At 69.5% G+C, this 23,098-nt stretch carries 15 protein-coding genes; 9 read left to right on the top strand and 6 right to left on the bottom strand.

All coding sequences use genetic code 11. From position 1 onward, the window contains the following. Positions 1–14 precede the first annotated feature (14 nt). The 8 genes from E8A74_RS17175 to E8A74_RS55510 all read left to right on the top strand — a co-directional run bounded on the left by E8A74_RS17175 (position 15) and on the right by E8A74_RS55510 (position 10,332). Complete coding sequence (locus E8A74_RS17175) at positions 15–1,382, top strand: PP2C family protein-serine/threonine phosphatase (protein WP_136930100.1); 1,368 nt, start codon at positions 15–17, stop codon at positions 1,380–1,382. Between the two features lie 106 nt (positions 1,383–1,488). After that, positions 1,489–4,551 (top strand): FHA domain-containing protein, encoded by a 3,063-nt coding sequence (locus E8A74_RS17170; RefSeq protein WP_136930099.1) that lies wholly within the window; start codon positions 1,489–1,491, stop codon positions 4,549–4,551. A gap of 4 nt (positions 4,552–4,555) precedes the next feature. Beyond that, positions 4,556–7,258: a TonB-dependent receptor domain-containing protein gene (locus tag E8A74_RS17165; RefSeq protein ID WP_232379608.1), complete on the top strand. Its 2,703-nt coding sequence runs from the start codon at positions 4,556–4,558 to the stop codon at positions 7,256–7,258. 24 nt (positions 7,259–7,282) lie between these two features. Beyond that, positions 7,283–8,359: a hypothetical protein gene (locus E8A74_RS17160; protein WP_136930098.1), complete on the top strand. Its 1,077-nt coding sequence runs from the start codon at positions 7,283–7,285 to the stop codon at positions 8,357–8,359. 2 nt (positions 8,360–8,361) lie between these two features. After that, entirely contained in the window at positions 8,362–8,595 is a 234-nt protein-coding gene (locus E8A74_RS17155) for a hypothetical protein (protein ID WP_136930097.1), read from the top strand. A gap of 63 nt (positions 8,596–8,658) precedes the next feature. After that, on the top strand, positions 8,659–9,228 hold the full coding sequence (locus tag E8A74_RS17150) for a hypothetical protein (RefSeq protein WP_136930096.1): 570 nt from the start codon (positions 8,659–8,661) through the stop codon (positions 9,226–9,228). Between the two features lie 10 nt (positions 9,229–9,238). After that, positions 9,239–9,925 carry an STAS domain-containing protein gene (locus E8A74_RS17145; RefSeq protein ID WP_136930095.1) on the top strand — a complete coding sequence of 229 codons (687 nt, stop codon included), beginning with the start codon at positions 9,239–9,241 and terminating at the stop codon, positions 9,923–9,925. A 203-nt stretch (positions 9,926–10,128) separates the two neighbouring features. Then, positions 10,129–10,332 (top strand): KGG domain-containing protein, encoded by a 204-nt coding sequence (locus E8A74_RS55510; protein WP_136930094.1) that lies wholly within the window; start codon positions 10,129–10,131, stop codon positions 10,330–10,332. A gap of 81 nt (positions 10,333–10,413) precedes the next feature. Here the strand turns inward: E8A74_RS55510 and E8A74_RS17135 are convergent, their stop codons facing one another. From E8A74_RS17135 to E8A74_RS17115, 5 genes are all read right to left on the bottom strand, one after another. Continuing rightward, the gene (locus E8A74_RS17135; RefSeq protein WP_136930093.1) at positions 10,414–12,657 is read right to left on the bottom strand and encodes a c-type cytochrome; all 2,244 of its coding nucleotides are present in this window, start codon (positions 12,655–12,657) and stop codon (positions 10,414–10,416) included. Beyond that, positions 12,654–14,237, bottom strand: a complete 1,584-nt coding sequence (locus E8A74_RS17130) for an Ig-like domain-containing protein (RefSeq protein WP_136930092.1) — start codon at positions 14,235–14,237, stop codon at positions 12,654–12,656. The genes E8A74_RS17135 and E8A74_RS17130 overlap by 4 nt, the downstream gene beginning before the upstream one ends. 63 nt (positions 14,238–14,300) lie before the next feature. Continuing rightward, positions 14,301–15,887 (bottom strand): PAS domain-containing protein, encoded by a 1,587-nt coding sequence (locus tag E8A74_RS17125; RefSeq protein WP_136930091.1) that lies wholly within the window; start codon positions 15,885–15,887, stop codon positions 14,301–14,303. Positions 15,888–16,057: 170 nt separating this feature from the next. Beyond that, entirely contained in the window at positions 16,058–16,732 is a 675-nt protein-coding gene (locus E8A74_RS17120; protein WP_136930090.1) for a YqiA/YcfP family alpha/beta fold hydrolase, read from the bottom strand. After that, positions 16,729–18,195 carry an amidase gene (locus E8A74_RS17115; RefSeq protein WP_232379607.1) on the bottom strand — a complete coding sequence of 489 codons (1,467 nt, stop codon included), beginning with the start codon at positions 18,193–18,195 and terminating at the stop codon, positions 16,729–16,731. The genes E8A74_RS17120 and E8A74_RS17115 overlap by 4 nt, the downstream gene beginning before the upstream one ends. A 138-nt stretch (positions 18,196–18,333) precedes the next feature. On the opposite strand from E8A74_RS17115, the gene E8A74_RS17110 reads away from it, so the two are divergent. Next, positions 18,334–19,947, top strand: coding sequence for a RecQ family ATP-dependent DNA helicase (locus tag E8A74_RS17110; protein WP_232379606.1), 1,614 nt, complete (start codon positions 18,334–18,336; stop codon positions 19,945–19,947). A gap of 20 nt (positions 19,948–19,967) precedes the next feature. Here E8A74_RS17110 and E8A74_RS17105 read toward each other — a convergent pair whose 3' ends face one another. Then, a complete protein-coding gene (locus tag E8A74_RS17105; protein ID WP_136930088.1) occupies positions 19,968–23,096 on the bottom strand; it encodes an efflux RND transporter permease subunit in 3,129 nt (1,042 codons plus the stop codon). Between the last annotated feature and the right edge of the window lie 2 nt (positions 23,097–23,098).

Raw genomic sequence — 23,098 nt, 5'->3', positions numbered from 1 at the left:
CCGGCCCTTCCGCGATGAGCCAACCCCAGGCCCTCGGCACCCGCGTCCGGATCGAGTTCGCCCAGGCCAGCGATCCTGGCCGCGATCCGAACAAGCAGGTCAACGAGGACTCGTGCGGGTACGCCGAGACGCGCTTCGGCCACCTCGTCGTCCTCTGCGACGGCATGGGCGGGCATTACGGAGGCCGGGAGGCGAGCCGCACCGCGATCGCCACGATCTTCGAGGTCATTGATCAAGCCCCACCCGGCGCCACGGCTGCGAACGCGCTCAAGGCTGCGATCGAGGAGGCCGGGCGTCGCGTGTACCAGCTCGGCGGGCCGCCCGAGAACCGCGGGCGGCCCGGCTCGACGGTCGTCGCCATGCTCGTCGGTGATCGTGGCCTCGACGTCGCGCACGTCGGCGACAGCCGCGCCTACTGCATCCGCGCGGGCCAGATCTACCCGCTCACGCGCGATCACTCGATGGTGCAGGGCATGATCGACGCCGGCATGCTCACGGAGGCCGAGGCCATCGGGCATCCCGACGCGAACAAGATCACGCGCGCCCTCGGCATGCGCCCCGAGGTCGAGGTCGAGGTTCGCCCCGAGCCGATGGAGATGTTCCCGGGCGACATCCTGCTCCAGTCGAGCGACGGCCTCACCGACCTCGTCCTCGGCGTCGACATCCTCGGCGCCGTGCGCCAGGCCCTCGCGTCGGGCGCGCTCCCACACGCTTGCAACCAGCTCGTCAACCTCGCGAACGATCGCGGCGGCCACGACAACATCACCGTGCAGATGGTGCGCATCGCGGAGCTCGCGCCGCGCGCGTCGCACACCATCCCGCAGGCGCCCGCGAACGCGCCGGATCCTGCGAGCCCGCGGCCCGCGCCCCCGCAGGAGACGCGGCCGATGACCGCGGTCGACACGGCGAAGGCCGCGACGGGGACGAAGCTCGGCCTGCCCCCGCCCGTGCCGGTCCCCACGTTGCTCTCGCCTGCCGCCTCCTCTGCGGCGCCGACCGCGCCGGATCAAAGCGGCCTGCCCATGCCGCCGCCTTCGCCCTCGTCGCCGGGCTTTGCCCCGGTGCAGCCGACGGCCGTGGATCGCCCTGTCGCGCCCTCACCCACGATGCCCGAGCAGCCGCGCCTCGCGACGTTCGCGGCCCAGCTCCCCTTGCCGCCGCCCTCGGGGCGTTATGCGCCTCCCCAGGCCACCCAGGTTTCGGGCCAGGGCCCCTCGAAGACGCACCCGCCGGAGGTCCCTTCGCCCGTCCCGTCGGCGCCGATTTCCGTGGCGACCCGCGGGCGCCCTTCCCAGGCGGGCATCGTCTACGTGATCATCGGCATGTCGGCCGTGATCGCCGTGCTGCTCCTCCTGCTCATCTGGGCGCTTTTCCTGCGCTGAACACGGCTGGCGAACGCCGCCCCGGCGCGCCTATCCTGCTTCCGTCACGCGAGGCGCGGCCGTCCCCGTTGCTCTCCGCGGACGTTCGTGGTGAAAGGTAGCCCGCATGGTCCCCGGCTTCGGCAAGCAGACCCTCACGATCGGCAGCGCTCCCACGTGCGACGTCGTCCTCGCGGATCCCAGCGTCGCGCCCGAACACGCGCGCCTCGTCCATCAGGGCGGCGGCAGGCTCGTGTTCATCGGCGGCGGCGCGGCGCCCTCGTTCGCGGGCAACCGTCAGCTCGCCCCGGGTGAAGAAGTCCCCTTCGACTTCCGCACCCAGTTCGTCGTCGGCCGCGCGCCTGTCCCGCTCAGCCACCCCGCGATCATCCTCTCGATCATGGCCACGGGCAGCACGCCTGCGCCTGCGGGGCAGCTCGTGATCGGCCGGGATCCGGCGCGCGCCTCGCTCGTCCTTCAACACCCGAGCGTGTCGAGCCAGCACGCGACCGTGATGCTCGATCGCATGCTCGTCGTCGACAACGGCTCGACGAGCGGCACGTACGTCGGCACCACGAAGATCCAAGCTGCGCAGCCCACGCCGATCGATCCGAGCGGCGTCGTCGCGTTTGGCCCCGTGCCCGTCCCTGTCGAGCTCCTCGCGCGCCTCGCGCAGGCCTCGCGTGGCGGCGTCGCGCCCGTCGCGAGCGGCGCGTATGCGCAGCAGCCTTCGGCGCCCATGCCGCAGACGAACGTCTCGATGCCGCAGCAGGGGTATCCGCCTGCGCAAGCGCAGGGCTACCCGCCCGCGCAGCCGCAAGGATATCCGCCCGTCTCGGGTGCTGCGCCGGCCGCGGGCGCGCCGGGCAAGAAGAACAAGACCGTCCTTGGCCAGCTCGATTTTGCGGGACCGAGCGGCGGCGGACAGAAGAGCATCGGCCGCACGGCGGACAACGACATCGTCATTCAGCAGCCGCAGGTCTCGAGCCGCCACGCGCTCGTGCACCAGATCAACGGGCAGCTCTTCGTCGAGGATCGCGGCAGCGCGAACGGCACGTACGTCCGCGGCCAGCGCATCCCGCCGGGCCAGAAGATCGGCATCCAGAGCGGCGAGAAGTTCTTCATCGGCCCGATGCCGCTCCAGATCGAGCTCGGCTCTTCGGGCGCGGTCCAGGTCGTCCAGGAGGAGTACTCGGCCGATCGCTGGGCGGGCAAACCTCTCTACGAGATCGAGGCGTGGAGCCTCGTCCTCGAAGTCCCCGATCGCGACAACCCGAGCGAGATGAAGCGCTTGCTCGACGACGTCTCGTTCAAGGCGCTCCCGGGCGACATGATCGCGCTCATGGGCCCGTCGGGCGCGGGCAAGACGACGCTCTTGCTCACGTTGAACGGCTACCTCCCGCCGACGTCCGGCGTCGTTCGCATCAACGGCGAGGACCTCTACAACATCTACGACAACCTGCGCGGCTCGATCGGCTACGTCCCGCAGGACGACCTCGTGCATCCCGAGCTCACGGTCTTCGAGGCCGTGAAGTACAGCGCGAAGTTCCGCCTCCCGCCCGACTACTCCGAGGAGGAGATCGACGCGCGCGTCGAGCAGACGATCAAGGACCTCGGCCTCGAGGGCGTGAAGAACCTCCAGATCGGCAAGCCCGAGAAGAAGATCCTCTCCGGTGGTCAGCGCAAGCGCGTCAACATCGCGCTCGAGCTCGTCACCGACCCCGTCATCCTCTTCCTCGACGAGCCCACCTCCGGCCTCGCCGCCGACGACACCACCGCGCTGATCACGCTCTTGCATGACCTCACGAAGGCCACCGGCAAGACGATCATCATGACGATCCATCAGCCGGCGAAGGACGAGTACGAGAAGTTCACGCACACGCTGACCATGGGCTACGGCGGCGTGCCGATCTTCTTCGGCCCCACGCAGGGCGAGTCGTATCGCTTCTTCGGCACGTGGAAGGAGCGCGCCGGCCAGCGCAACGACATCGACAACCCGCGCGACATGTTCGAGATGATCGCCTCGCGCGAGAAGGCGCTCTACGACGCGATGCGCGCGCGCGATCCGAACGTGCCGCGCGGGACCGCGAGGAAAAACGCCGCGCTCGAGTGGCGCCGCGAGTACTTCAGCGATCAGAACCCCACCTACCGGAAGATGTACACGGGCCGGCGCGAGATAGGCGCCGGCCAGGGACAACGCGCGATCCCCGAGCGACGCGCGACCACAAAGGGCCAGCTCGGCCTCCTCGTCTCGCGTTACTTCAAGACGAAGATGCGAGACACCGCCGGCACCGTCATCATGCTCGCGCAGGCGCCGATCATCGGCATCTTGCTCGCGATGGTGTTCGGCTGGCAGGAGAAGGCCGTCCCGGCGTGGTGCCTCGGCGCGCTCCAGGAGCTCGGCAAGAAGTTCGGCGGCAACACGAACACCGGCGACATCTTGAAGGGCATGACGGCCACCGCCGACAACACCGGCGCCATCTTCTTCCTCGTCGTCGCCGCCGTCTGGTTCGGCACCTCCAACGCCGCGCGCGAGATCGTCAGCGAGCGGGCCATCTACATGCGCGAGCGCATGGTCACGCTGGGCCTGCTCAACTACGTCCTCTCGAAGTACATCCTGCTCGCCTTCTTCTGCATCGTGCAGTGCACGATCCTCCTCGCGATCGTGTTCTTCACGCTCGGCTTCCACGGCGGCCCCGCGGCGTTCTTGATGCAGCTCGGGTCGCTCGTGGCCACCTCGCTCGCGGCCGTCGCGCTCGGGCTCCTCCTCTCGACCGTCGTCACCTCTTCGGAGGCGGCCATGGCCTTGACGCCCATCGCGCTCATCCCCCAAGTCGTCCTCGGGGGCCTCATGGTCCCGATGACGACGGTGCCTCACTTGAAGCCCCTCATGATGATCATGCCGGCCCGCTGGGGGTTCGAGGGCTCCATCGTCCACGAGCGCCTCGCGCTCAAGGAGGATCCCTCCTGGGTCATCGACCTCGGTCGCACCGAGAGCGCGCCTGCTGACTTCATCGAGGCCGGCAAGTTCAAGTGCTCGATCGCGCAGATGGCCTCGGACAACCTCGCCGGCGGCTGGGGCTTCACGAACTACGAGAGCACGTGGCTGCCCTTCGCGGTGCTCGGGGGCTTCACGATCTCCCTCGTCGTCGTCCTTTGCGTCATCTTGAAGCGCCGCGATCCGGTATGACCACGTGAACGTGCTTCCTTACCAGAAGAGCGCCCTCGCCCTCGTCCTCGCGGGGTTCGTCGCCGGGACCTCCTCCTCCCCTGCCCTCGCGCAGACCGCCCCGCCCGGCGACGCGCCTGCCGCGAGCGCGCCCGCCGCGCCCACGGGGGCCGCGATGCCCCGGCCGCTCAACTACCAGCCGCCGGTGTATCCGCCCGAGGCCGAGAAGGCCGGGCTCGAAGCCACCGTCACCCTCCAGCTCGACATCGACAAGACCGGCAAGGTCAAGAACGTCGTCGTCATCGAGCCGGCGGGCCACGGCTTCGACGAGTCGGCCGTCGAGGCCGCGAAGAAGCTCGAGTTCGAGCCTGCGCGCAAGGCCGACGGCACGCCCGCGGCCGCGCGCATCCTCTACCGCTACTCGTTCGCGCTGAAGAAGGCCGAGCCTCCGCCCGACGCCGGCGCCGGGGACAAACCCTCCGCTGCGCAGACCCGCGAAGCGCTCCGCGGCGTCGTGCTCGCGAGCGGCGGCGACGTCCCGCTCGCCGGCGCCACGGTCCTGCTCAGCGGCCCTTCTGGACAGAGCGAGGCCACGGTCGACGGCGACGGCAACTTCCGCTTCGACGCGCTCGGACCGGGCAAGTACCGCGTGATCATCACGGCGCCCGGCTACGACGCGCTCGACGTCACCGAGGAGATCGCCGCGGGCGAGGCCATCGAGGTCAAGTACCGCCTCGTCGCCGCGAGTGACGGCCTCGAGGTCGTCGTGCGTGGCGCGCGCGCGCCGCGCGAGGTCACGAAGCGGACGATCGAACAGCGCGAGATGCTCCGCATCCCTGGCACGAACGGCGACGCCCTCCGCGCGCTCCAGAACCTGCCCGGCGTCGCGCGACCGCCTGCCATCGCGGGCATCCTCCTCGTGCGCGGCTCGGCCCCGCAGGACACGCAGACGTTTCTCGACGGCACGCAGATCCCGCTCATCTACCATTTCGGTGGTTTGTCCTCGGTCGTCCCGACCGAGATGATCGAGCGCATCGACTTCTTCCCGGGCAACTTCAGCGCCCAGTATGGCCGCGTCATGGGCGGCATCGTCGACGTCGCGGTCCGCGCGCCCAAGAACGACGGCAAGTACCACGGCATGGCGCAGGCCGACCTCGTCGACGCGCGCTTCATCGCCGAGGGCCCCGTGCCTGGCACGAAGAACAAGGTCCGCTTCATCGCGGGCGCGCGGCGCAGCTACCTCGACGCCACGCTCGGCCTCGCCCTCGACGCGGCCGGCGCGGGGATCACGCAGCTCCCCGTCTACTGGGATTATCAGCTCGGCCTCGAGGCGAACCCCACGCCGAGCTCGAGCGTGCGCCTCACCTTCTTCGGCGCGGACGACTCGATCGCGCTCGTCGCCGATCAGCCTCCGCCCGGCGAGCCTGCGATCAGCGGCAACGCCGGGTTTCACACGGGCTTTCACCGCATCCAGCTCCGCTACGACAACGACATCGACGACAAGAACCGCTTCTCCGCGGTCGCCGCGGTCGGCATCGACCAGCTCGATTTTGCTGTCGGCCCCTTCTTCTTCAACCTCGCGAACTACAGCATCAGCGGGCGCGCCGAGTACACGCGCCGCATCGGCAAAGGCATCACGCTGAACGCCGGCCTCGACGTGTTTTCGAACTACGCCGACGCGAAGTACCGCGGCCCGGCGCCTCCGCGCGCGGGCGAGCCCTCCGGCGGCCCCTTCTCCACGCGCCCGCTCATCGAGTCCGAGTTCAGCGGCTGGATCGTCAACCCGGCCGGCTACGTCGAGCTCGAGATCGCGCCCACGGGCCGTGCCAAGCTCGTCCCGGGCATCCGCATCGACGGCTACAACCGCGTGGACGGCGTCGACATCTCCCCGCGCGTCAATGGCCGCATCGACCTCACCTCCAAGTTCCCGCGCTCGACGCTCAAGGGCGGCGTGGGCGCGTACAGCCAACCGCCGCAGCCGCAGGAGACGATCCCTCCGTTCGGCAGCAGCGGCCTGCGCTCGAACCGGGCGATCCATTATGCGATCGGCGCCGAGCAGGAGTTCACGCGCAACATCGAGCTCAGCGCCGAGGGTTTTTACAAGCAGCTCGATCGCCTCGTCTCGCAGCAGCCCTCGGACGTCGGGGGCGGCACCGAGCGCGGCAACCTCGGCAAGGGCCGCATTTTCGGCGCTGAATTCCTGCTCAAATACAAGGCCGACGCGAACTTCTTCGGCTGGGTCGCCTACACCCTCTCGCGCAGCCTCCGCACGCCGCTCCCCGGCGCCGAGGAGCAGCCTGTCTCCTTCGACCAGACGCACATCCTCACGGCGCTCGGCAGTTATCGCCTCGGCGGCGGCTGGGAGTTCGGCGCGCGGTTCCGCCTCGTCTCGGGCAACCTCACGACGCCGAACGTCTGCAACTTCGAGCAAGCGGGCTGCATCCCAAATCGCGCGAACGCCATTTACAACGCCGCCGTCGGCACCTACGTGGCGATCCCGTACAGCGGCCCCTTCAGCGAGCGGTTCCCCATGTTCCACCAGCTCGACATCCGCGTCGATCGGCGATTCCGCTTCAAGAGCTGGCAGCTCTCGATCTACCTCGACGTCCAGAACGTCTACAACAGCCAGAACGTCGAGGGGATCGATTACAACTTCAACTACACCGCGCGGCAATACGTGACGGGCGTGCCGATCCTGCCGAGCTTCGGTATTCGTGGTGATTTCTAGGCCGATTCGCGAGGAGGGAATGGGATGAAGTACACGCGCTCCTTCCGACGTCACGTGCTCGGGGCGCTCGCGGCCGCGACGCTCGCCGCCCCGATCGCCTCGACGGGCGGCTGCTCGCCTGGCTGGGTGTCGTCGAACCTCGTCAATGGCCTGCGGGTCTTCGCGGTCACGGCGGACAAACCTTACGCGCAGCCGGGCGAAGAGGTCCGCTTCGAGATGTCGTTCTACGACGGCTACCCCGACCCCGAGGGCGACGGCCCGCGCCCCGTCCAGATCCTCTGGATCGGCGGCTGCTACAACCCGCCGGGCGACCTCTATTATGGCTGCTTCCCGCAGCTCTTGAAGACGTTCCAGAGCCTCGGCGAGAGCGGCGGCAACCTCCCGCCCGGCCTCATCGGCTTCGGCCCGACGTTCACGACCACCATTCCCGAGGACATCCTCTCCCAGCGCCCGGCGCCCGACGGCGGCTCGAAATACGGCCTGCAATTCGTGTTTTTCTTCGCCTGCGCCGGCGAGATCAAGCCGATCGAGCTCGACCCTTCGGGCAAGGCGGGCTTTTTCCCGTTTGGCTGCTTCGACGCCGAGGGCAATCGCCTCGCCGCCGACAGCTTCGTCCCCGGGTTCTCGCAGATTTACACATTCGAGGACGGCCGGACGAACCAGAACCCGCCCGTCGCCGGCATGACGCTCGACGGCGAGCCCATCCCCGAGGATTTCACCGAGGCGCCGACCATCAAGGCTTGCCCCTCCACGGTCGACGAACGCCGGGCCGTCGGGTGCTTCGCGGGCGACCCCTACGAGAATTGCCCCGAGCACGAGATCGACCTCATCGTCGAGCCCACGATCGCCGAGATCGATCCGGGCGAAATGGTCGGCGGCGAGCAGATTTACGAGGCGGTCTGGGTCGACTGGCTGGTTGAAGCGGGCGATCTCACGGGCGGCGGCATCTCGCTCATCAGCGGCGTCACCGAGGGCTACAAGGACGAGCACAGCACGAAATGGATCCCGCCGGACGAGCCCGGCCTTTATCAGATTTGGGGCGTCGTTCGCGACACGCGTGGTGGCTCGACCTATGTGCAGCGCTATATCCGAGTGGAGTGATCATGACCCAAGAACCCACGATCGCCTCCTCCGAATCGAAGGCCCGGACCTGCGCTTGCGGCCACGGCCGCGAGCACCATCTGGTCAGCCCCGAGGGGGTTTACACCCTGTCCGGATATCTCCGCCTCTTCTTCGGCATCTCTGCGCGGCCCACCAAAGTGAAATACCGCTGTCGCCGTTGCAATGAGGTATTCTCCGTGACGACGGATCCAGCCATCCTCGATCAACATTACTGATTCCCGTCCGAACGGCGCATTTTTCCTTGACGCCGGATCCTATGCGGCGAGAGGATCGTGCGTATGCAACGGTTTTCGCGTTATGCGCCGCTGGAGCTCGAGGCCCACCCCGATCCCGGGACGGAGGACCGCTCCGGACCGACGCTGACGTTGGGGAGCCTGTTTACCATGCTCGTGACCGTCGGCGGGGAGGACGTCCCGCCGGAATACGTCGCGGCGTGCCGCGACATCGACCCTGCAGCCTGGTATCTCGGCCAGGACCTCGAGACGATCCTCAACAAGCTCGAAGACCGGGATCCTGCGCTCCCGGAGCTCATCGGCCGGAGCATCTATTTCATGTTCCGCACCCAGCTCCACGGCCTCGGGATCAAGACCACGACCGATTTCATGGTCCAGCTCCCGATCATGTGGACCTTCGCCACCCGGGGCGACAGCGGCACGTGGCGCGCCACGATGATGGGCGCGCGGCACGCGATCGTCGAGTCGCATCAGCCCTTCAATTGCCACTTCGAGGCCGGCGGGCTGCGCGGGTTCATCGAGGCGCTCGACGGATACGACGTGGAGATCATCCATTCGACGTGCATTCGAAAGGGGGCCCCTTTCTGCACGTTCGACACGCGATGGCAGGAATGAGCGCCATCCGATGAGCGAAAAGGCAGCGCCCGAACGAGAGAAGTCGACGCTCGCCGCGCGGCTCCTCGACGAGGAGATGGAGCTGCTCCGCTGGATTGGCGCGCGGATGAGCCGCGTCCTGCTCGGTCGATACGAGGAGCTGCCCTTCATCGAGCGCACGGACGAGCTCGGAATCGTGGCGAACATGGTGGCCCGCGTGGCGCGGGAGCTGCGCCGGGGCCGGGAGCGGGACGAGGCGCGGCGCAAAGAGCTCGAAGCGCGCGTGAAGGAGCTGGAGGAGGCACGCGCGGAGCAGGAGCGGCTGCTCGCGGCGGTGCGTGAGCTCTCCGCGCCTGTCCTCGAGGTGTATCGCGGCGTCTTGCTCGTTCCGATGGCCGGGGCGCTCGACGTCTCGATGCTCGCGCAGGCCGAGGGACGCGTGCTCGCGCAGGTCTCCGCGGCGGGCGCGCGCACGGTGATCCTCGATATTACCGGGGCCACGGCGATTGATCCCGTCGTGGCCGAGGGCCTCGTGCGCATCGCGCGGGCGCTCTCCTTGCTCGGGGCGCGCGTCGTGCTTTGCGGCGTCTCGGCGGCGGCGGCCCGTACGGCCGTGGAGCAGGGGCTCGATTTCGCGCCGACGATCCTGCGCGCCGACCTCGGCAGCGCGCTCGAAATGGCCATTGGGGCCGAGCTCCGCCGGACGCGCAGGATCTAGCGCAAACGGTCCCGGACTTCCCCGGACAAACCAACCGACCGGCCCGGGACGAGGGCTCGAATCGACAGGGCGGCCGCTCGACGTCCCAGGGAACGCACCCCAGAGAACGCGTGTGGAAGGTGGCGTGGGGGAAAACGACGGGCGGACGGGCCGCTCGCGTGGACGCCTCGCCGAACGACCTTCAACTCGAAAGGGAATGCGTCATGGCACAGCAGGAGCAGAAAAAGGGCCAAATGACGGTCGAGGAGGCGGGGCGCAAGGGCGGCGAGACCGTCCGTGACGAGCGCGGCTCCGAGTTCTACTCCGAGATCGGCCACAAGGGCGGCCAGCGCGTGCGCGAGCTCATCGAGGAAGGCAAGCAGTCCGAAGAGGAAGGCAGCAGCGGCGGCAGCTCGAACAAGCGGTGAATTCGGCCGCGCTGACACGGCCAGGCGAACCGCGGCCGCGGCGAGGGCGCGAAACGTGCCCGGCCGCGGCCCTTTTTCATTTCAGGGCTCGTCGTCGTCCAGGGTGAGCAGATATCGCTCGACGTCGTCGAGATCGGCGTCGCTGAGGTGGCTCGTCTTGCCGTGCTGATCCGCGGCATTCCGATCGCGGAGCACGGCGCGCAGCGTGGAGGCGGAGCCGTCGTGCAAATAGGGCGCGCTCTTCCAGAGCCCGCGCAGCGTGGGCGTGTCGAGCCCTGGGAGGGGGCCGCCGAGCCTCGACCCGGAGCCGGGACCGAGCGTCCCGACGTCGTGGAGCACGTAGTTTTTGTCGGCCGCGAGCGCGCTGTCCGTGAAGCGCGGCGGCGCGTGGCACGTCGAGCACCCGGCCTCGGCCGAAAAGAAGATGTCCTTGCCCTTCTGGCGTGAAGAAAGCGCGGCGGGGTCGTTCGAGCGGTATGGGCTCTTGCCGAACGCGCCGAGCGAGGCGACGTAGGTGGCGAGCGCGTCGAGCTCCGGGGACAAACCGTCCTTCGGGGCGCCGAGCGTCTGGTCGATCATCCCGGAATGGAAGATGTCGTCCGGCAGAAATCCCGTCCCGCCCATGGGGCCGCGGATGTCGTGCTCGAAGTCCTGCACCTCGTCGAAATTGGCGCTCCAGTGCAGGGGCCCGTGCGCCGTGCCGGCCCGCCCGGCGAGCGGGATCGTATTGCGCAGGCCCTCGCCTCGCTGGGTAAAATCCCATACGAGGTTATCCCCTTCCCCGTCGAGGTGGCACGTGGCGCAGGACATGTAGCTCGTGCGGCTCATGCGGGGATCGCGGCTGCTGTAGAAGATCTGTTTGCCCCGTAAAACATCATCGGACAGCGGCTCGCTGAGCCCCGTGGCGAGCGTGCCGAGCGGGACGGGCGGGCTCGACAGATCGCTCACGTCGTAGACGCGCACCTCGCGCGAGAGCGACGCGTGCACCCATAACGTCTTGCCGTCCTCGCTCAGGGCGAGGCCGTCGGGAGCGTGGCCGACGTCGTCGATCGAACCGGCGACGTCGAAGCTCACAGCGTCGCGCACCTCGACCCGCTCGGCGCCCTGGATTGCCACGTAGATCACGTCGCCCTCGGGGGAAAAGACGGCCGCCGACGCGAAATCGAGATCGTCGAACGCATACCGCCCGGCTTTGCGCTCGAACGGTGTCTCCGTGGGCCCGCCGAGCTCGATCTCCGTGAGGATCGCGCGCGCTGTCGTCTCGAAGCTCAGCGGTTTGCCCGTCCTGTACATTCCCGTCACGGTGTTCGCGCGGAGCGAGGGGACGAGGGCGCGGCCGCCGTCGGGCGAGGGGACGACCTGGTTCAAAAAGCTCGGCACGCCGCTGTTGTTCGTGTCGCTGTCGAGCCCTGTGTCGGGCGGAAGCAGGAGCGGCTCGCCCGCCGCGAGCGTCGCGGGGTTCGTCGCGTCGATCACGGCCACGTTCGCGCCCTCGGCCAGCGCGCGCCAGCGCGTGACGAGCACCGTCCCGTCCGCGATGGCCGCGACGCCGCGTACGTCCGGAAAAACGAAAATCCTCGAAAGGACCTGGTTCCCCTCGGCGCGGACGGCGGCGAGCTCGCCCGTGCCGGAGAGCGTCACGAAAAACACGCCCTCGCTCCGCGGATCGGCGACGACGCCGAAGGGCGCGCTGCCCGGGCCGAAGTCGATCTTCCCGCTCGTCGCTTGTTGGTCGAGGTCGTAGAAGACGACCGTGCCATCGTCCTGACAAGCCGCCGCGAGGGTCGCGCCTGAGATTGCGAGTGTGCGCGGCGCGGCGCAGCTCACCAGCGGCATCGGGGGGACGGGCGGCAGCTCCCGTTCGAGCCGCGCGACGTGACCGTGATCGGTGTTCGCGACCCAGAGGGCGCTGTGCTTGGCGTCGAGGACGATCGTGCTCGACGCATTCGGCCGGATCGCCATAGGCTTTTGCACCACGGCCACGCCGCGCGTGACGACGAGCTTTTGCCCCTCGGAGATCGCGGTCGCGCCGACGAGCCGGCGGCCGGGCGTCGTATACACGTGACAAACCTTCGTAAACAGGACGGCCGGGGGAATGGCCGTCCCGTCACCGAGGTTCCAGGCGACCTGGGCGTTCGGCCCGCCCTTCACGGTGAGCGAAAAACAAGTGTTCTCGCCGATGTAGGCGACCGCGGGGCCCTCGATCGCGCTCAGGGCGAACGGCTCGGGCGTCGGGGGTTTTTCCGAGGTCCCGTCGCCACAAGACGCGAGGGCTGCCCCTGCGAGGAAAATCGCGAGGGGAATCCCGGCACGCGCGTATCTCATTCCTCCTCCTCCGAGTAGGGCGGCGGCGGCGGCGGGAGGGCGCAAGGGCCGGTCTTGAACGTCGAGCGGAATTCAGTCTGCGTGGGATTGCCGTTGAAATCGACGACCCCGCCGGCGGGGACGACGACCTCGTATTCGGTGTCGGGCTCGAGCGGCGAGGCGGGCCAGAAATTCACGATGCCCTCCTGCCCCGAATACTGGCCCTGGATGGGCTCGGTCGTGCCGACCTTGCGGACGAGGAACGAGCCCTCCCATAACGATCCGATATCGACGAACTCGCCGAACGTGAGGCCGATCCGGGTCGTGAGCGGCTGCGCCGTGGCGCCGTCGCGCGGGTTCACCATGGTCACCTCGGGCCCGCGCGTGTCCGGGGCTTCGAGGAACGGCGCGACGGCGCTGCCCTGGTCCTCCTCGGCCTTGTCGTCGACGCTGAGGACCACGACGTTGCCGATCGGAATGATCGTATCGAGGTCGCCCGTGAGGTTGAAGCGGCGGAGGAGCGAGGGGCTCGTCGGATCGGAGACGTCGACGGCCTCGGCGAAATGGCTCTCGCCGATGAACGCCACGTTCTCCTTGAGAAAGACGTATCCGCCGTTCCCGTCGGGCGCGTGGTAATCGCCGAGGTACCTGGGCGCCTCGGGGTTCGCGATGTCGTAAATGATGACGCCGCCGCCCATGGATTTGCGGGCATACCAGGTCTTGTCACCGTTCAAATGGGCGTGATAGGCCTCCTGCCGGACGCCCGCGCCGTCCTGGATCTCGAACGTGCCGCCCGGGATGGGCGTGGGCCGCGCCGGATCGCCGATGTCGAGCAGCACCGTGCGCGAGCCTTCGGCGGCCATGACCGCGAGCAGGTTGCCCACGGCAAAGATCGCGCCGGCGCGCAGCGGCGGGTCGAATTTGAACTTCGTGATGGGGACGGGTTTGGCTGGGTCACTCGCGTCCACGACGAAGATGCCATTGTCGGCTGCAGCGACGTAGACGTACGGGGCTTGCCAGAAGACCGAGAGGACGACACGCGCGTACGCGTCGGGCCAGAAGACGCCCTTGAACGAGAGATCACTCGTGACCACGGGCGCGGCGGGGTTCGCGAGATCCCAGAACTGAATGCCGTTCACGCCATTGACGACGGCCTTCCAGCCGTTCATCCGGGCAAACCCCGCGGCGTGGGTCTCGCGCATGAGCGGCGAGAAGCTCGTGCCGACCTGCGCCGGCGTGCAGGGGTCGTCGAAGCGATACGTGGAGAGGCCGCCGCCGCCCCACTCGGGCGCCCATGGCATGACGAGGTAACCGTCGAGCATGGTGACGGTGTTGTGGTGATCCGTGTCGTCCTCGGGGCCGCCGTCGAGGAACGCGCAATTGACCCCGAGGACGTCCGTCGAATACGTCTGCGCCGGGCCGCCCGGCCCTTGCCAGGCGAGAGGGCTCGCCGGGCTCGCAGGGAGCGGCATCGTGGCAGGCGCCGCGCAAACGAGCCCCTCGTTCTCTATCGGCTCGACCCCGCCGCACCCGACGAGCGCCATCCCGCCGAGCACGGGCAAGACACGGCGGGACCATTCGATGACATCGTATTTTTGCATCCCTCTGCCTCCGAAGCTCCCCCGGGGAGAACATCGGAAGGGTCAGAAGGCGTCAATCGTGTATCAGCGTCGACGGGCCAGGGCCGCGCTGCGGGCCACCTCGCGCGAGAAGATCGCCGAGCGCAAGGTGCGTTTCGTGACGAAGCCGGAGAGGTCGATGCCGAGCTCGACGATGGTCTGCGCGACGGCGGGGCGGATGCCGCTGATGGCCGCGTCAGCGCCGAGCAGGCGGATGGCGCGCACGATGCTCATCAGGTGATCGGCCGTGTGCGTCTCGATCGTCTCGAGGCCCGTGAGGTCGAGGACGACGTTCGCGACCTGCCGCTCGACGATGGCAGCGAGCAGGCGGTGCATGATCTCCTCGGCGCGGGTCTGGGTCATCGCGCCGACGATGGGCACCGCGAGCACGCCCTCGGCCACTTCGAGCAGCGGGGCGGAGAGCGTCAATATCTCCTGGTGCTGGGTCTCGATGATGCCGAGCTTCTGATCGAGCTCCTCGACGAGCGCGGCCTTGGCCTCGGCCTGCCGGAAGGCCTCGACGGCGCGACGCTCGACCTCGGTGGCCGCCTCTTCGAGCTTGCGGTGGGTCTCCAGGCGCGTGGTGATGTCGACGGAGCAGCCGAGCACATGCACCTCGCCGCTCGGCCGGACGAGGGGGCGCTTCGTCGTCTGGTACCAGCGCAGCTCCCCCGTGTGCCAGAGGATCTCCTCCTCGACCGTGCGCTCCTCCAGCGTGGCGAAGACCTGCTGGTCGATGCTCAAAAAGCCGTCGGCCCGCGCGTGTTCGTTCAGGGCGCGCTCGTGCTGGCCGACGATCTCCTCGGCCGTCTTGCCGAAGATGTCGGCGAAGGCCTTGTTCGCGAGCAGGAAGGTGCCGCAGTCGTCCTTCACGAAGATCAGGTTCGGATCGCAGTCGATGACCTGACGGATGAAGTCTTGTTGCTCGCGCAGATCCCGCTCGGCGCGGAGCTGCTCGGTGACGTCTTGCCCCACGCAGAGGACGAGCCGCTCGCCCTCGCCCTCCCCCTCGACGGGGACGAGGTGGAAGAACATCGAGCGCGTGCCGAGCGCGGTGGGCACGTCGCTCGTGATGATCTCTTCGGTGCCCGTGGCGAGGACACGCGCCTCGACCTCGCGCACGAAGTCGGCGTCGGCCGGATCGATCAAGAGCGCGCGCGTGCCGCTCTCGCGCTCCTCCGTGGCAGCGGCGCCGAGCAAGCGGGCGCGCGTCTCGTTGGAGAACACGCTCCGGCCCTCGGCGTCGATGAGCGAGACCGTCACGGGCAACCGATCGAGGACGCGGCGCAGGAGTGTCGCGGGGAGCCGCTCGTCCCTCGATCGAGGCGCAGGCTCGCGTACGGGCACGGGGCGCGCGTGCACGAGAGCGGCGCGCGTGTCGCCATCGGGCACGGGCACGATCGTCACGGTGTGCTCCGCAGAGCGGGTCTCGAGCGTGACCTCGGCGCGCGTGGTTTCACCCGAGAGGACCTTCGCGAGAGCGGCGGCGAGGGAGGGCTCGGCGAGCGGGGAATCAACGAACGTCGTGGTCCAGGCCGTGTTGGCCTTCTGGACCCGAAGGGCTCGGTCGACGATGGCGATCGGCTCGGGGAAGACGCTGAGCGCCGCATCCGAAAGGCGACCGTCGTTCATGGCTCCATGGCGCGAACGTGCATCACGTCGACGAGCTCGCCGCGTGCCTCGCTGACCGCACGCGTTGGTTGGATGAAGGTCCCCGCGACACAGCGTACGCCGCGCGCGGTGATGATCGCCCTCGCGGGCAAGGAAGGTCAAGCATGATGGATGATTGAAGAAGCGGCAACTCAGGAGCGAGCGGCCGAGCCGAGGAATGCCGCGAGGAAGGACTCCGATGCGGAGAGGATCCAAGGGAGCGACGCGACGAGCTCATGGCCGTCGTCGAGCTCGTGGAGCGTGACGTGGCGGCGTCCTTCCGCGAAGTCGCGTGAGCGATCGATCGAGACGACGTCGTCACGCGTGCCGTGAAGAACGAGCGTCGGGACACGCACATCGGGGAGCGCACCGTCGTTGCCATCCACGGCTTCGAGGTCCTGGAAAAACCCGTAATCGACACGGGCCTTTTCACCCGTCGTGAGATCGTCGACCTCCAGGAAGCCGGTCTCGGCCCAGCGCGCCATGCCCTCTTCGCCGAGGCGCGCGCGCCAGCGTCGCGAGAGGTCGAAGGCGGGCGCGAGGAGCACGAGGGCCGCGACACGCGCGTCGATCTCGGCCACGCGGCTCGCGACGAGGCCGCCGAGGCTCGACCCGAAGAGGACGGCGCGATCCCGATCGCCGCCGATCCGCCGACGAACCTCCGTGATCATCGCGGAGACGCGCAGGTGCTCGAACGAGGGCAAACGCAGATCGAGGCGGTCGATGTCGACGCCGCGGCCGCCGTAGTGCTCGGCGACGGCGACGCCCTTCTTGGAGCGGGGACCGGACGCGAAGCCGTGCAGGTAGAGGAAACGCGGATTCGTCACGGCGCGATCGTAGCGCGGCGCGGCGGCCGCGTCTTTCGGCGCGCCTTCGTCCAGCCGCCGAGGTCTTCTTCGAGGGCGCGCGCGACGGCGATGGTGAGGGCGTCTTCGTTGCGCCTTGCTGCGACCTGCACGCCGAGAGGCAAACCGAGGTCGTCGAAGCCCGCGGGCACCTGCGTGACGGGGAACGCGAGCACGTTGAAGAGGGCCGTGCAAACGAAGTCGAGGGGCGTGAGCAGCGGCTCCCAGTGGCGCGGCGCCGAGCGCGTGTACGTCGGATGCAGGAGGACGCCACGCGGGCCGAGCTCGGCTTCGAGCTCTTCGCGCAGCCGTTTGCCCGCGGAGGACCAGGTGGCGATCGGCGCGGGCACGCTCTTCAGGAGCGCCTCGACGCCGGCGACGATCAGCGCCTGCACCGTGTGCGGCGCCGAGGGAAACGGCGCGCGGAGGAGCTCGCGCGCGATGCGGATCGGGCGGCCGTTGCCGAGCACCTCGCCGTACGTCAGCGCGCCGGCCTCTTCCTCCATCATCGCGGTCCAGATGAAGAGCGCCTTCGAAAGGCCCCGCGTGCGGAGCTCGGCGATCCGCGCGCCGCGGGCTTCGAGCGCCGCTGCCGCGCGTCGCACGGCTTGCCGCTTGCTCGGGCGGATGCGCGCCGCGCCCGTCGTTTCGAGCGGGTACACGGTGACGCCGCGCAGATCGATCGCGCCCGGATCCCCTTCGAGATCTCGCTCGGCCATGAGCCCGAGCAGCGGCCAGAGGTCCTCGGCGCGGCGGGTCATGGGGCCCGTGCAGAGGAACGTGTCGAGCGCGCCGGGCACGTCGGGCCAGTAGCCCTGGTTCGAGACGAGGCCGCCCGTGGGCTTGTGGCCGAACACGCCGCACATCGCGGCGGGGATGCGGATCGAGCCGGCGATGTCGGAGCCGATGCCGAACGGCGACGCGCCGGCCGCGAGGATCGCGGCCTCACCGCCGCTCGATCCGCCGGGGATGCGCGCGAGGTCCCAGGGGTTGTTCGTGCGGCCGTAGATGCGGTTGTCGGTCTCGAGCCAGAGGCCGCCCTCGGGCATGTTCGTCACGCCGAGGACGATGGCACCGGCCTCGCGCACGCGGCGCACGACGCGGGCATCCTCGGCGGCGCGCAGGTGCTTGCGCGCGAAGACGCCCGCGGTGTGCGGCATGCCCTCGACGGCGATGCCCTCTTTCACCGTGCAAGGAACCCCAAAGAGCGGCGGCAACGGCTCGCCCAGGGTCCTCGTGGCGAGTTTGTCCGCGGCGTCTCTCGCCTCGCGCCGCGCGTGCTCGAACCGATCGGCGACGACCGCATTCAGGGCAGGGTTTTCCGCTTCGATGCGCGCGATGTAGAGGTCGACGAGATCGACGGGCGAGAGGGCACCGTCGCGCACGAGGGACGCGAGCTTCTGGGCGGAGGCGGAGAGCAGCTCGTCGGAACCGGCGAACGACATCGCGCGGAGTGTAGAGCAGATGGCGGCCGCCAGGGTCCGCCATGGCGGCGCCACCCCGCGGCGAACGGTTCTCCCGACGAACCCGGCGCAAACCAAGAGAGTCTCGCGCGGCACGGCGTTCGCTTGGGGATGGCGCTCGTGAACGCCAAACCACCCCTGCCCGATCTCGATGCCCTGTGCGCGGCCCACTTCGGCTTCGCGGAACTCCGACCCTTCCAGCGCGAGGCGATCGACGCGCTCCTCGCCCATGGCGAAGGCGGCCGTGTGCTGCTCGTCGCGCCGACCGGAGGCGGCAAATCGCTCTGTTACCAGCTCCCCGCGCTCGCGCTCCCCGGCACGGCGCTCGTGGTCTCGCCGCTCGTCGCGCTCATGGAGGATCAGGTCCGCGGCCTCGCAGCGCGCGGGATCCCGGCGACGTTTTTCGCCTCGACCCTTTCGGCCGAGGAAAACGGGCGCCGCCTCGCCGCGCTGCGCCGGGGCGCCTTCAAGCTCGTGTACGCGGCGCCCGAGCGGCTCGGGCATGCGGGGCTTGGGGCGGCGCTCGCCGCGGCGGGCACGTCGCTCGTGGCGATCGACGAGGCACATTGCATCGTGCAGTGGGGCCACGACTTTCGGCCCGATTACCTGCGCATCGGCGAGGCCCTCGCCGCGCGCGGACCGACGCGCATGATCGCGTGCACGGCCACGGCGACGCGGGCCGCGCGCGGGGAGATCATGCGGCGGCTCGGCTGGGATCCGCGGAAGGTCGTCACCGTGCTGCGGGGGTTTTTCCGACCGAACCTCACGCTCCGCGTCGCGCGGGCGCGGGCGCCGCGCGAGGTGCTCGCGGAGGTGCGGCGCGCGCTCGCCGAGGCGCTCGCCGGGCCGGGCGCGGGCATCGTGTACACGGCGACGCGCAAGTCGGCCGAGGCCCTCGCCGCGGCGCTGCGCGAGGACGGATGGGACGCGCCCGTCTACCACGGAGGGACGGCCGCGCCGGAGCGCGCGCGGATCTCCGCGGCGTTCGCGGCCCGCGAGACGCGCGTGCTCGTCGCGACGAACGCGTTCGGCATGGGCGTGGATCGTCCCGACGTACGGATCGTCGTGCACGCGGAGACCCCCGGCTCGCTGGAGGCCTACTACCAGGAGGTCGGTCGCGCGGGGCGCGACGGGCTCGACGCACGCGGACTGCTCCTCGTGACGCCGAAGGATCTCGCGCTCCGGCGCCGGCTCTGTCGCCTCGGCCCCGACGGCGCGCCCACGACCCGCGCGGAGGCGGCACGCGCGCTCGGGCGCCTCGCAGAGCTCGTGCGGTACATCGACGGCAAGACGTGCCGCCATCGGATCCTGCTCCGGCACTTCGGCGACGATCCACGCGTGATCGACGGTGGTTGCGGGCGCTGCGACGTCTGCGTCGAGGCGGCCCCTCCCGACACCGTGCGCGATCCGCCGCGCTTCGAAGACATACCCGAGGCGCCGCCGAAGGCGCCCAAGGACGGACCCGCGCCTTCGAAGCCACGGCCCATCGCCGCGCCTGCGGGCGTGCCTGCGGAGCTCCTCGAAGCGCTGCGCCGCTACCGGCGGGCGCGCGCGCTTTCGCTCGGCGTCCCCGCGTATGTGGTCGCGCCAAACCGCGCCCTCGTGGAGATGGCGATGCTGCGGCCCGCCTCGGCCGAGGAGCTCCTCGGCGTCCGCGGCATGGGAAAAGGGCGCGTCGCCGCGCATGGCCATGGTTTTTTGCGCGTGATCGGCGGGGAGGCCGTCGAGGCGTGAGGGCGCGCGTATGGTGTCGGTCATTCGGCGTCGCCGGAGGCCTGCGCGGTCGCCGCGCGCATGGCGAAGGCGCGGCGCGCCCGGTCGGAGAGCTCAACCGCGAGCCGGTACATCACGGGCAGGACCACGAGCGAGAGGAGCGCGGCCGACACGGTGCCGCCCACGATGACGACCGCGATCGGCCGCTGCGTCTCCGCGCCCATCGCCTTCGACACGGCCGCCGGCAAGAGCCCCAGCGCCGCGAGCGCCGCCGTCATCAAGACCGCCCGCAGGCGCTCCTTCGCGCCCTCCATCACCGCCTCGTCGAGGCCGAGCCCCTGCGCCCTGCGCTCGACGATCGCCGAGAGCACGAGCACGCCGTTCAGCGAGGCCTGCCCCACGAGCGCGATGAACCCGACGGCCGCCGCGATCGAGACCGGCATGTCGAAGGCCCACAACGCGACGGCCCCGCCCACGAGCGCGAACGGCACGTTGAGGAGCACGAGGATCGCGAGCGGCATCGACCGGAACGCGTTGAACAAGAGCCCCAGCGTGACCAGGAGCGCCAGGGGCAGGACGAGCGCGAGCCTGCGCATCGCGCGCTCCTTCGACTCGAACTCCCCGCCCCATTCGACGCTCATGCCGCTGTCGAGCGGCACCTTCGCCTCCACTGCCTTGCGCGCGTCGTCCACGAACGTCCCGAGATCACGCCCGCGCACGTTCATGCGCACGCCGATGTACCGCTGCCCGTTCTCGCGGTTGATCGAGGCGCGCCCGTAATCGACGCCGATCTCGCCGAGCGACGAGAGGGGCACGAGCGCGCCCGAGGACGTCGGCACGCGCAGGTTCTCGATCTGCTCCAGCGAGTCCCGCGAGGACTCCGGGAAGCGGAGCACCACGTCGAAGGATCGATCGCCCTCCCACAGCTTACCGACCGCGCGCCCGCCGAGCGCCGTGGACACGAAGCCCTGCACCTCCTCCATCGACAAACCGTATCGCCCGAGCGCCTCGCGGCTCGGCCGGATGCGGACCTGAGGTACCTCGCCGCTCTTCACGATGCCGAGATCGGCGATGCCCGGCACGTCGGCGAGCGCGCGTTTCGCGTTCTCCGCGGCCTCCTGGAGCTTGGGCATGTCGTCGCCGTAGATCTTGAGCGCCACCTGCCCGAACTGACCCGAGATGTTCTCGTTCACGTTGTCGCGGATGGGCTGGGAGAAGTTCACCTCGAGCCCAGGGATGACCGAGAGCGACGTCTGCATCTTGGCGATGAGGGCTCCGAGCGTGGGCGCATCCGGCCCCCACTCCGTCGCGGGCTTGAGCTTCACGAACATCTCGAGGTTGTTCGACATCGTCGGATCGGTGCCGTCCTCGGGGCGGCCGAGCTGGCTGACGCGCGCCTCGACCTCGGGAAACGCGTCGACGATCCGGGCGATGATCGGCGCGAGCCTGCGCCCCTCGCTGAGCGAAACGTTGGAGGGCAACGTAAACGTCAGGTAGAGCGCGCCTTCGTTGAGCTCGGGCAAGAACTCGCTGCCGCGTCGGGCGAGCAGGACCCCGCTCGCGCCGAGCGAGGCCGTCGCGAGGAGCAGGACCGCGAGCGGGCGCCGCAAGGATGCGCGCAGCGCGGGCACGTAGAGCCGCGACGCCAAGCGCAGCACGGGCGACTCGCGGTGCGGCCTCGGCTTCCGGTAGGCGAACGTCGCCAGCACGGGCACGAGCGTGATCGAGAAGAGCAGGCTGCCCACGAGTGCCGCGACCACCGTGTGCGCGAGCGGCGCGAAGATCCGGCCCTCGACGCGCTGCAAGAGGAAGATCGGCAGGTACGCGGCGATGATGATCAGGAGCGAGAACACGGTCGGACGAACCACGTCTCCGACAGCCCGCTCGATGCGCTCCCGCGCGCCCGTGGGCGGCTCGGAGGGCCCGTGGTGCGACATGCGGTGCACGATCGACTCCACGATCACGACCGCGCCGTCGACGATGATCCCGAAGTCCACCGCGCCCATCGAGATGAGGTTCGCGCTCATGCCCCGCGCCTTCAGGTAGATGAAGGCCGAAAGCAGCGACATCGGGATCACGGACGCCACGATCAGCGCCGCGCGCAAGTCGAGCAGCACCACGAAGAGCACGAGCACGACGAGCACGGCGCCCTCGGCGAGGTTCCGCGCGACGGTCTCCAGGGTCTTCGAGACGAGCTCCGTGCGGTCGTAGAAGGTCCAGATCTTCACGCCGCGCGGCAGGACCTTGCCGTTCAGCTCGTCGATCTTGGCCCGCACCGCGGAGAGCACCTCGCTCGGGTTCTCGCCGCGCCGCATGAGGATGATGCCCTCGACCACGTCCGGATCGTCCGCGCGCCCCACGATACCCTGCCGCGGGGTCCACCCCTCCTGCACGCTGGCGAGGTCCGAGAGGTAGATCGGCGTGCCGCCGCGGGTCGTCACCGCGATCCGGCCGATGTCCGCCGCGCCGGTGAACAAGCCTTCGCTGCGGATGACCAGCGCCTCGGCGCCCCGCTCGACGATGCCGCCCGACGCGTTCTCCGACGAGTCCTCGAGCGCGCGCACGAGCTCGCTCATCCCGACGCCCTTGGCCGCCATGGCCCCAGGATCCGGGTGGACCTGGATCTCACGCACGAGGCCGCCGTAGCTCACGACGTCGGCCACGCCCTGCACGCGAAGCAGACGCGGGCGCACGACCCAGTCCTGCAGCGTGCGCAGTTCGAGGGGATCGCGCTTCTCCGACGAGAGCGTGTACCGGTATATCTCGCCGATCGGCGTGGAGAGCGAGCCGAGCTCGGGCCGCACGCCCTCGGGCAGCTCGGCGTTGCGGAGTCGCTCCGTCGTCTGCGCGCGCGCGAAGATGGGATCGACGCCGTCGCCGAACGTGAGGGTCACGAACGACAAACCGAAGAGGTTGATCGCGCGGACCCGCACGAGCCCCGGCGTGCCGTTGACGGCGCGCTCGATGGGGACCGAGATCTGGCGCTCCATCTCCTCCGCGGGTTGCCCGGCGTAGAGCGTGATGACGTTGACCTGGGTGTCGGTCGGATCGGGGAACGCCTCGATGGTGACGCCCGTGAACGCCCAGGTCCCGAACACAGCCACGATCAAGGTGACGAGCAGGACGGCGCCGCGGTGGCGGAGCGCCGCGGCCACGATGTTCTCGAACACGG

Origin of the sequence: Polyangium fumosum (genome assembly GCF_005144585.1) — a bacterium.
Classification (GTDB): Bacteria; Myxococcota_A; Polyangia; order Polyangiales; family Polyangiaceae; genus Polyangium; species Polyangium fumosum.
Note: the sequence above shows the minus strand (reverse complement) of the source record. Positions and strands in the feature narration are given on the sequence as shown.

What these genes read in the sequence shown, in the direction of transcription:
- E8A74_RS17125 (WP_136930091.1), bottom strand. Translation starts at nt 15,887, where the DNA reads ATGAACGACGGTCGCCTTTCGGATGCGGCGCTCAGCGTCTTCCCCGAG.
- E8A74_RS17135 (WP_136930093.1), bottom strand. Translation starts at nt 12,657, where the DNA reads ATGAGATACGCGCGTGCCGGGATTCCCCTCGCGATTTTCCTCGCAGGG.
- E8A74_RS17175 (WP_136930100.1), top strand. Translation starts at nt 15, where the DNA reads ATGAGCCAACCCCAGGCCCTCGGCACCCGCGTCCGGATCGAGTTCGCC.
- E8A74_RS17160 (WP_136930098.1), top strand. Translation starts at nt 7,283, where the DNA reads ATGAAGTACACGCGCTCCTTCCGACGTCACGTGCTCGGGGCGCTCGCG.
- E8A74_RS17155 (WP_136930097.1), top strand. Translation starts at nt 8,362, where the DNA reads ATGACCCAAGAACCCACGATCGCCTCCTCCGAATCGAAGGCCCGGACC.
- E8A74_RS17150 (WP_136930096.1), top strand. Translation starts at nt 8,659, where the DNA reads ATGCAACGGTTTTCGCGTTATGCGCCGCTGGAGCTCGAGGCCCACCCC.
- E8A74_RS17115 (WP_232379607.1), bottom strand. Translation starts at nt 18,195, where the DNA reads ATGTCGTTCGCCGGTTCCGACGAGCTGCTCTCCGCCTCCGCCCAGAAG.
- E8A74_RS17130 (WP_136930092.1), bottom strand. Translation starts at nt 14,237, where the DNA reads ATGCAAAAATACGATGTCATCGAATGGTCCCGCCGTGTCTTGCCCGTG.
- E8A74_RS17170 (WP_136930099.1), top strand. Translation starts at nt 1,489, where the DNA reads ATGGTCCCCGGCTTCGGCAAGCAGACCCTCACGATCGGCAGCGCTCCC.
- E8A74_RS55510 (WP_136930094.1), top strand. Translation starts at nt 10,129, where the DNA reads ATGGCACAGCAGGAGCAGAAAAAGGGCCAAATGACGGTCGAGGAGGCG.
- E8A74_RS17145 (WP_136930095.1), top strand. Translation starts at nt 9,239, where the DNA reads ATGAGCGAAAAGGCAGCGCCCGAACGAGAGAAGTCGACGCTCGCCGCG.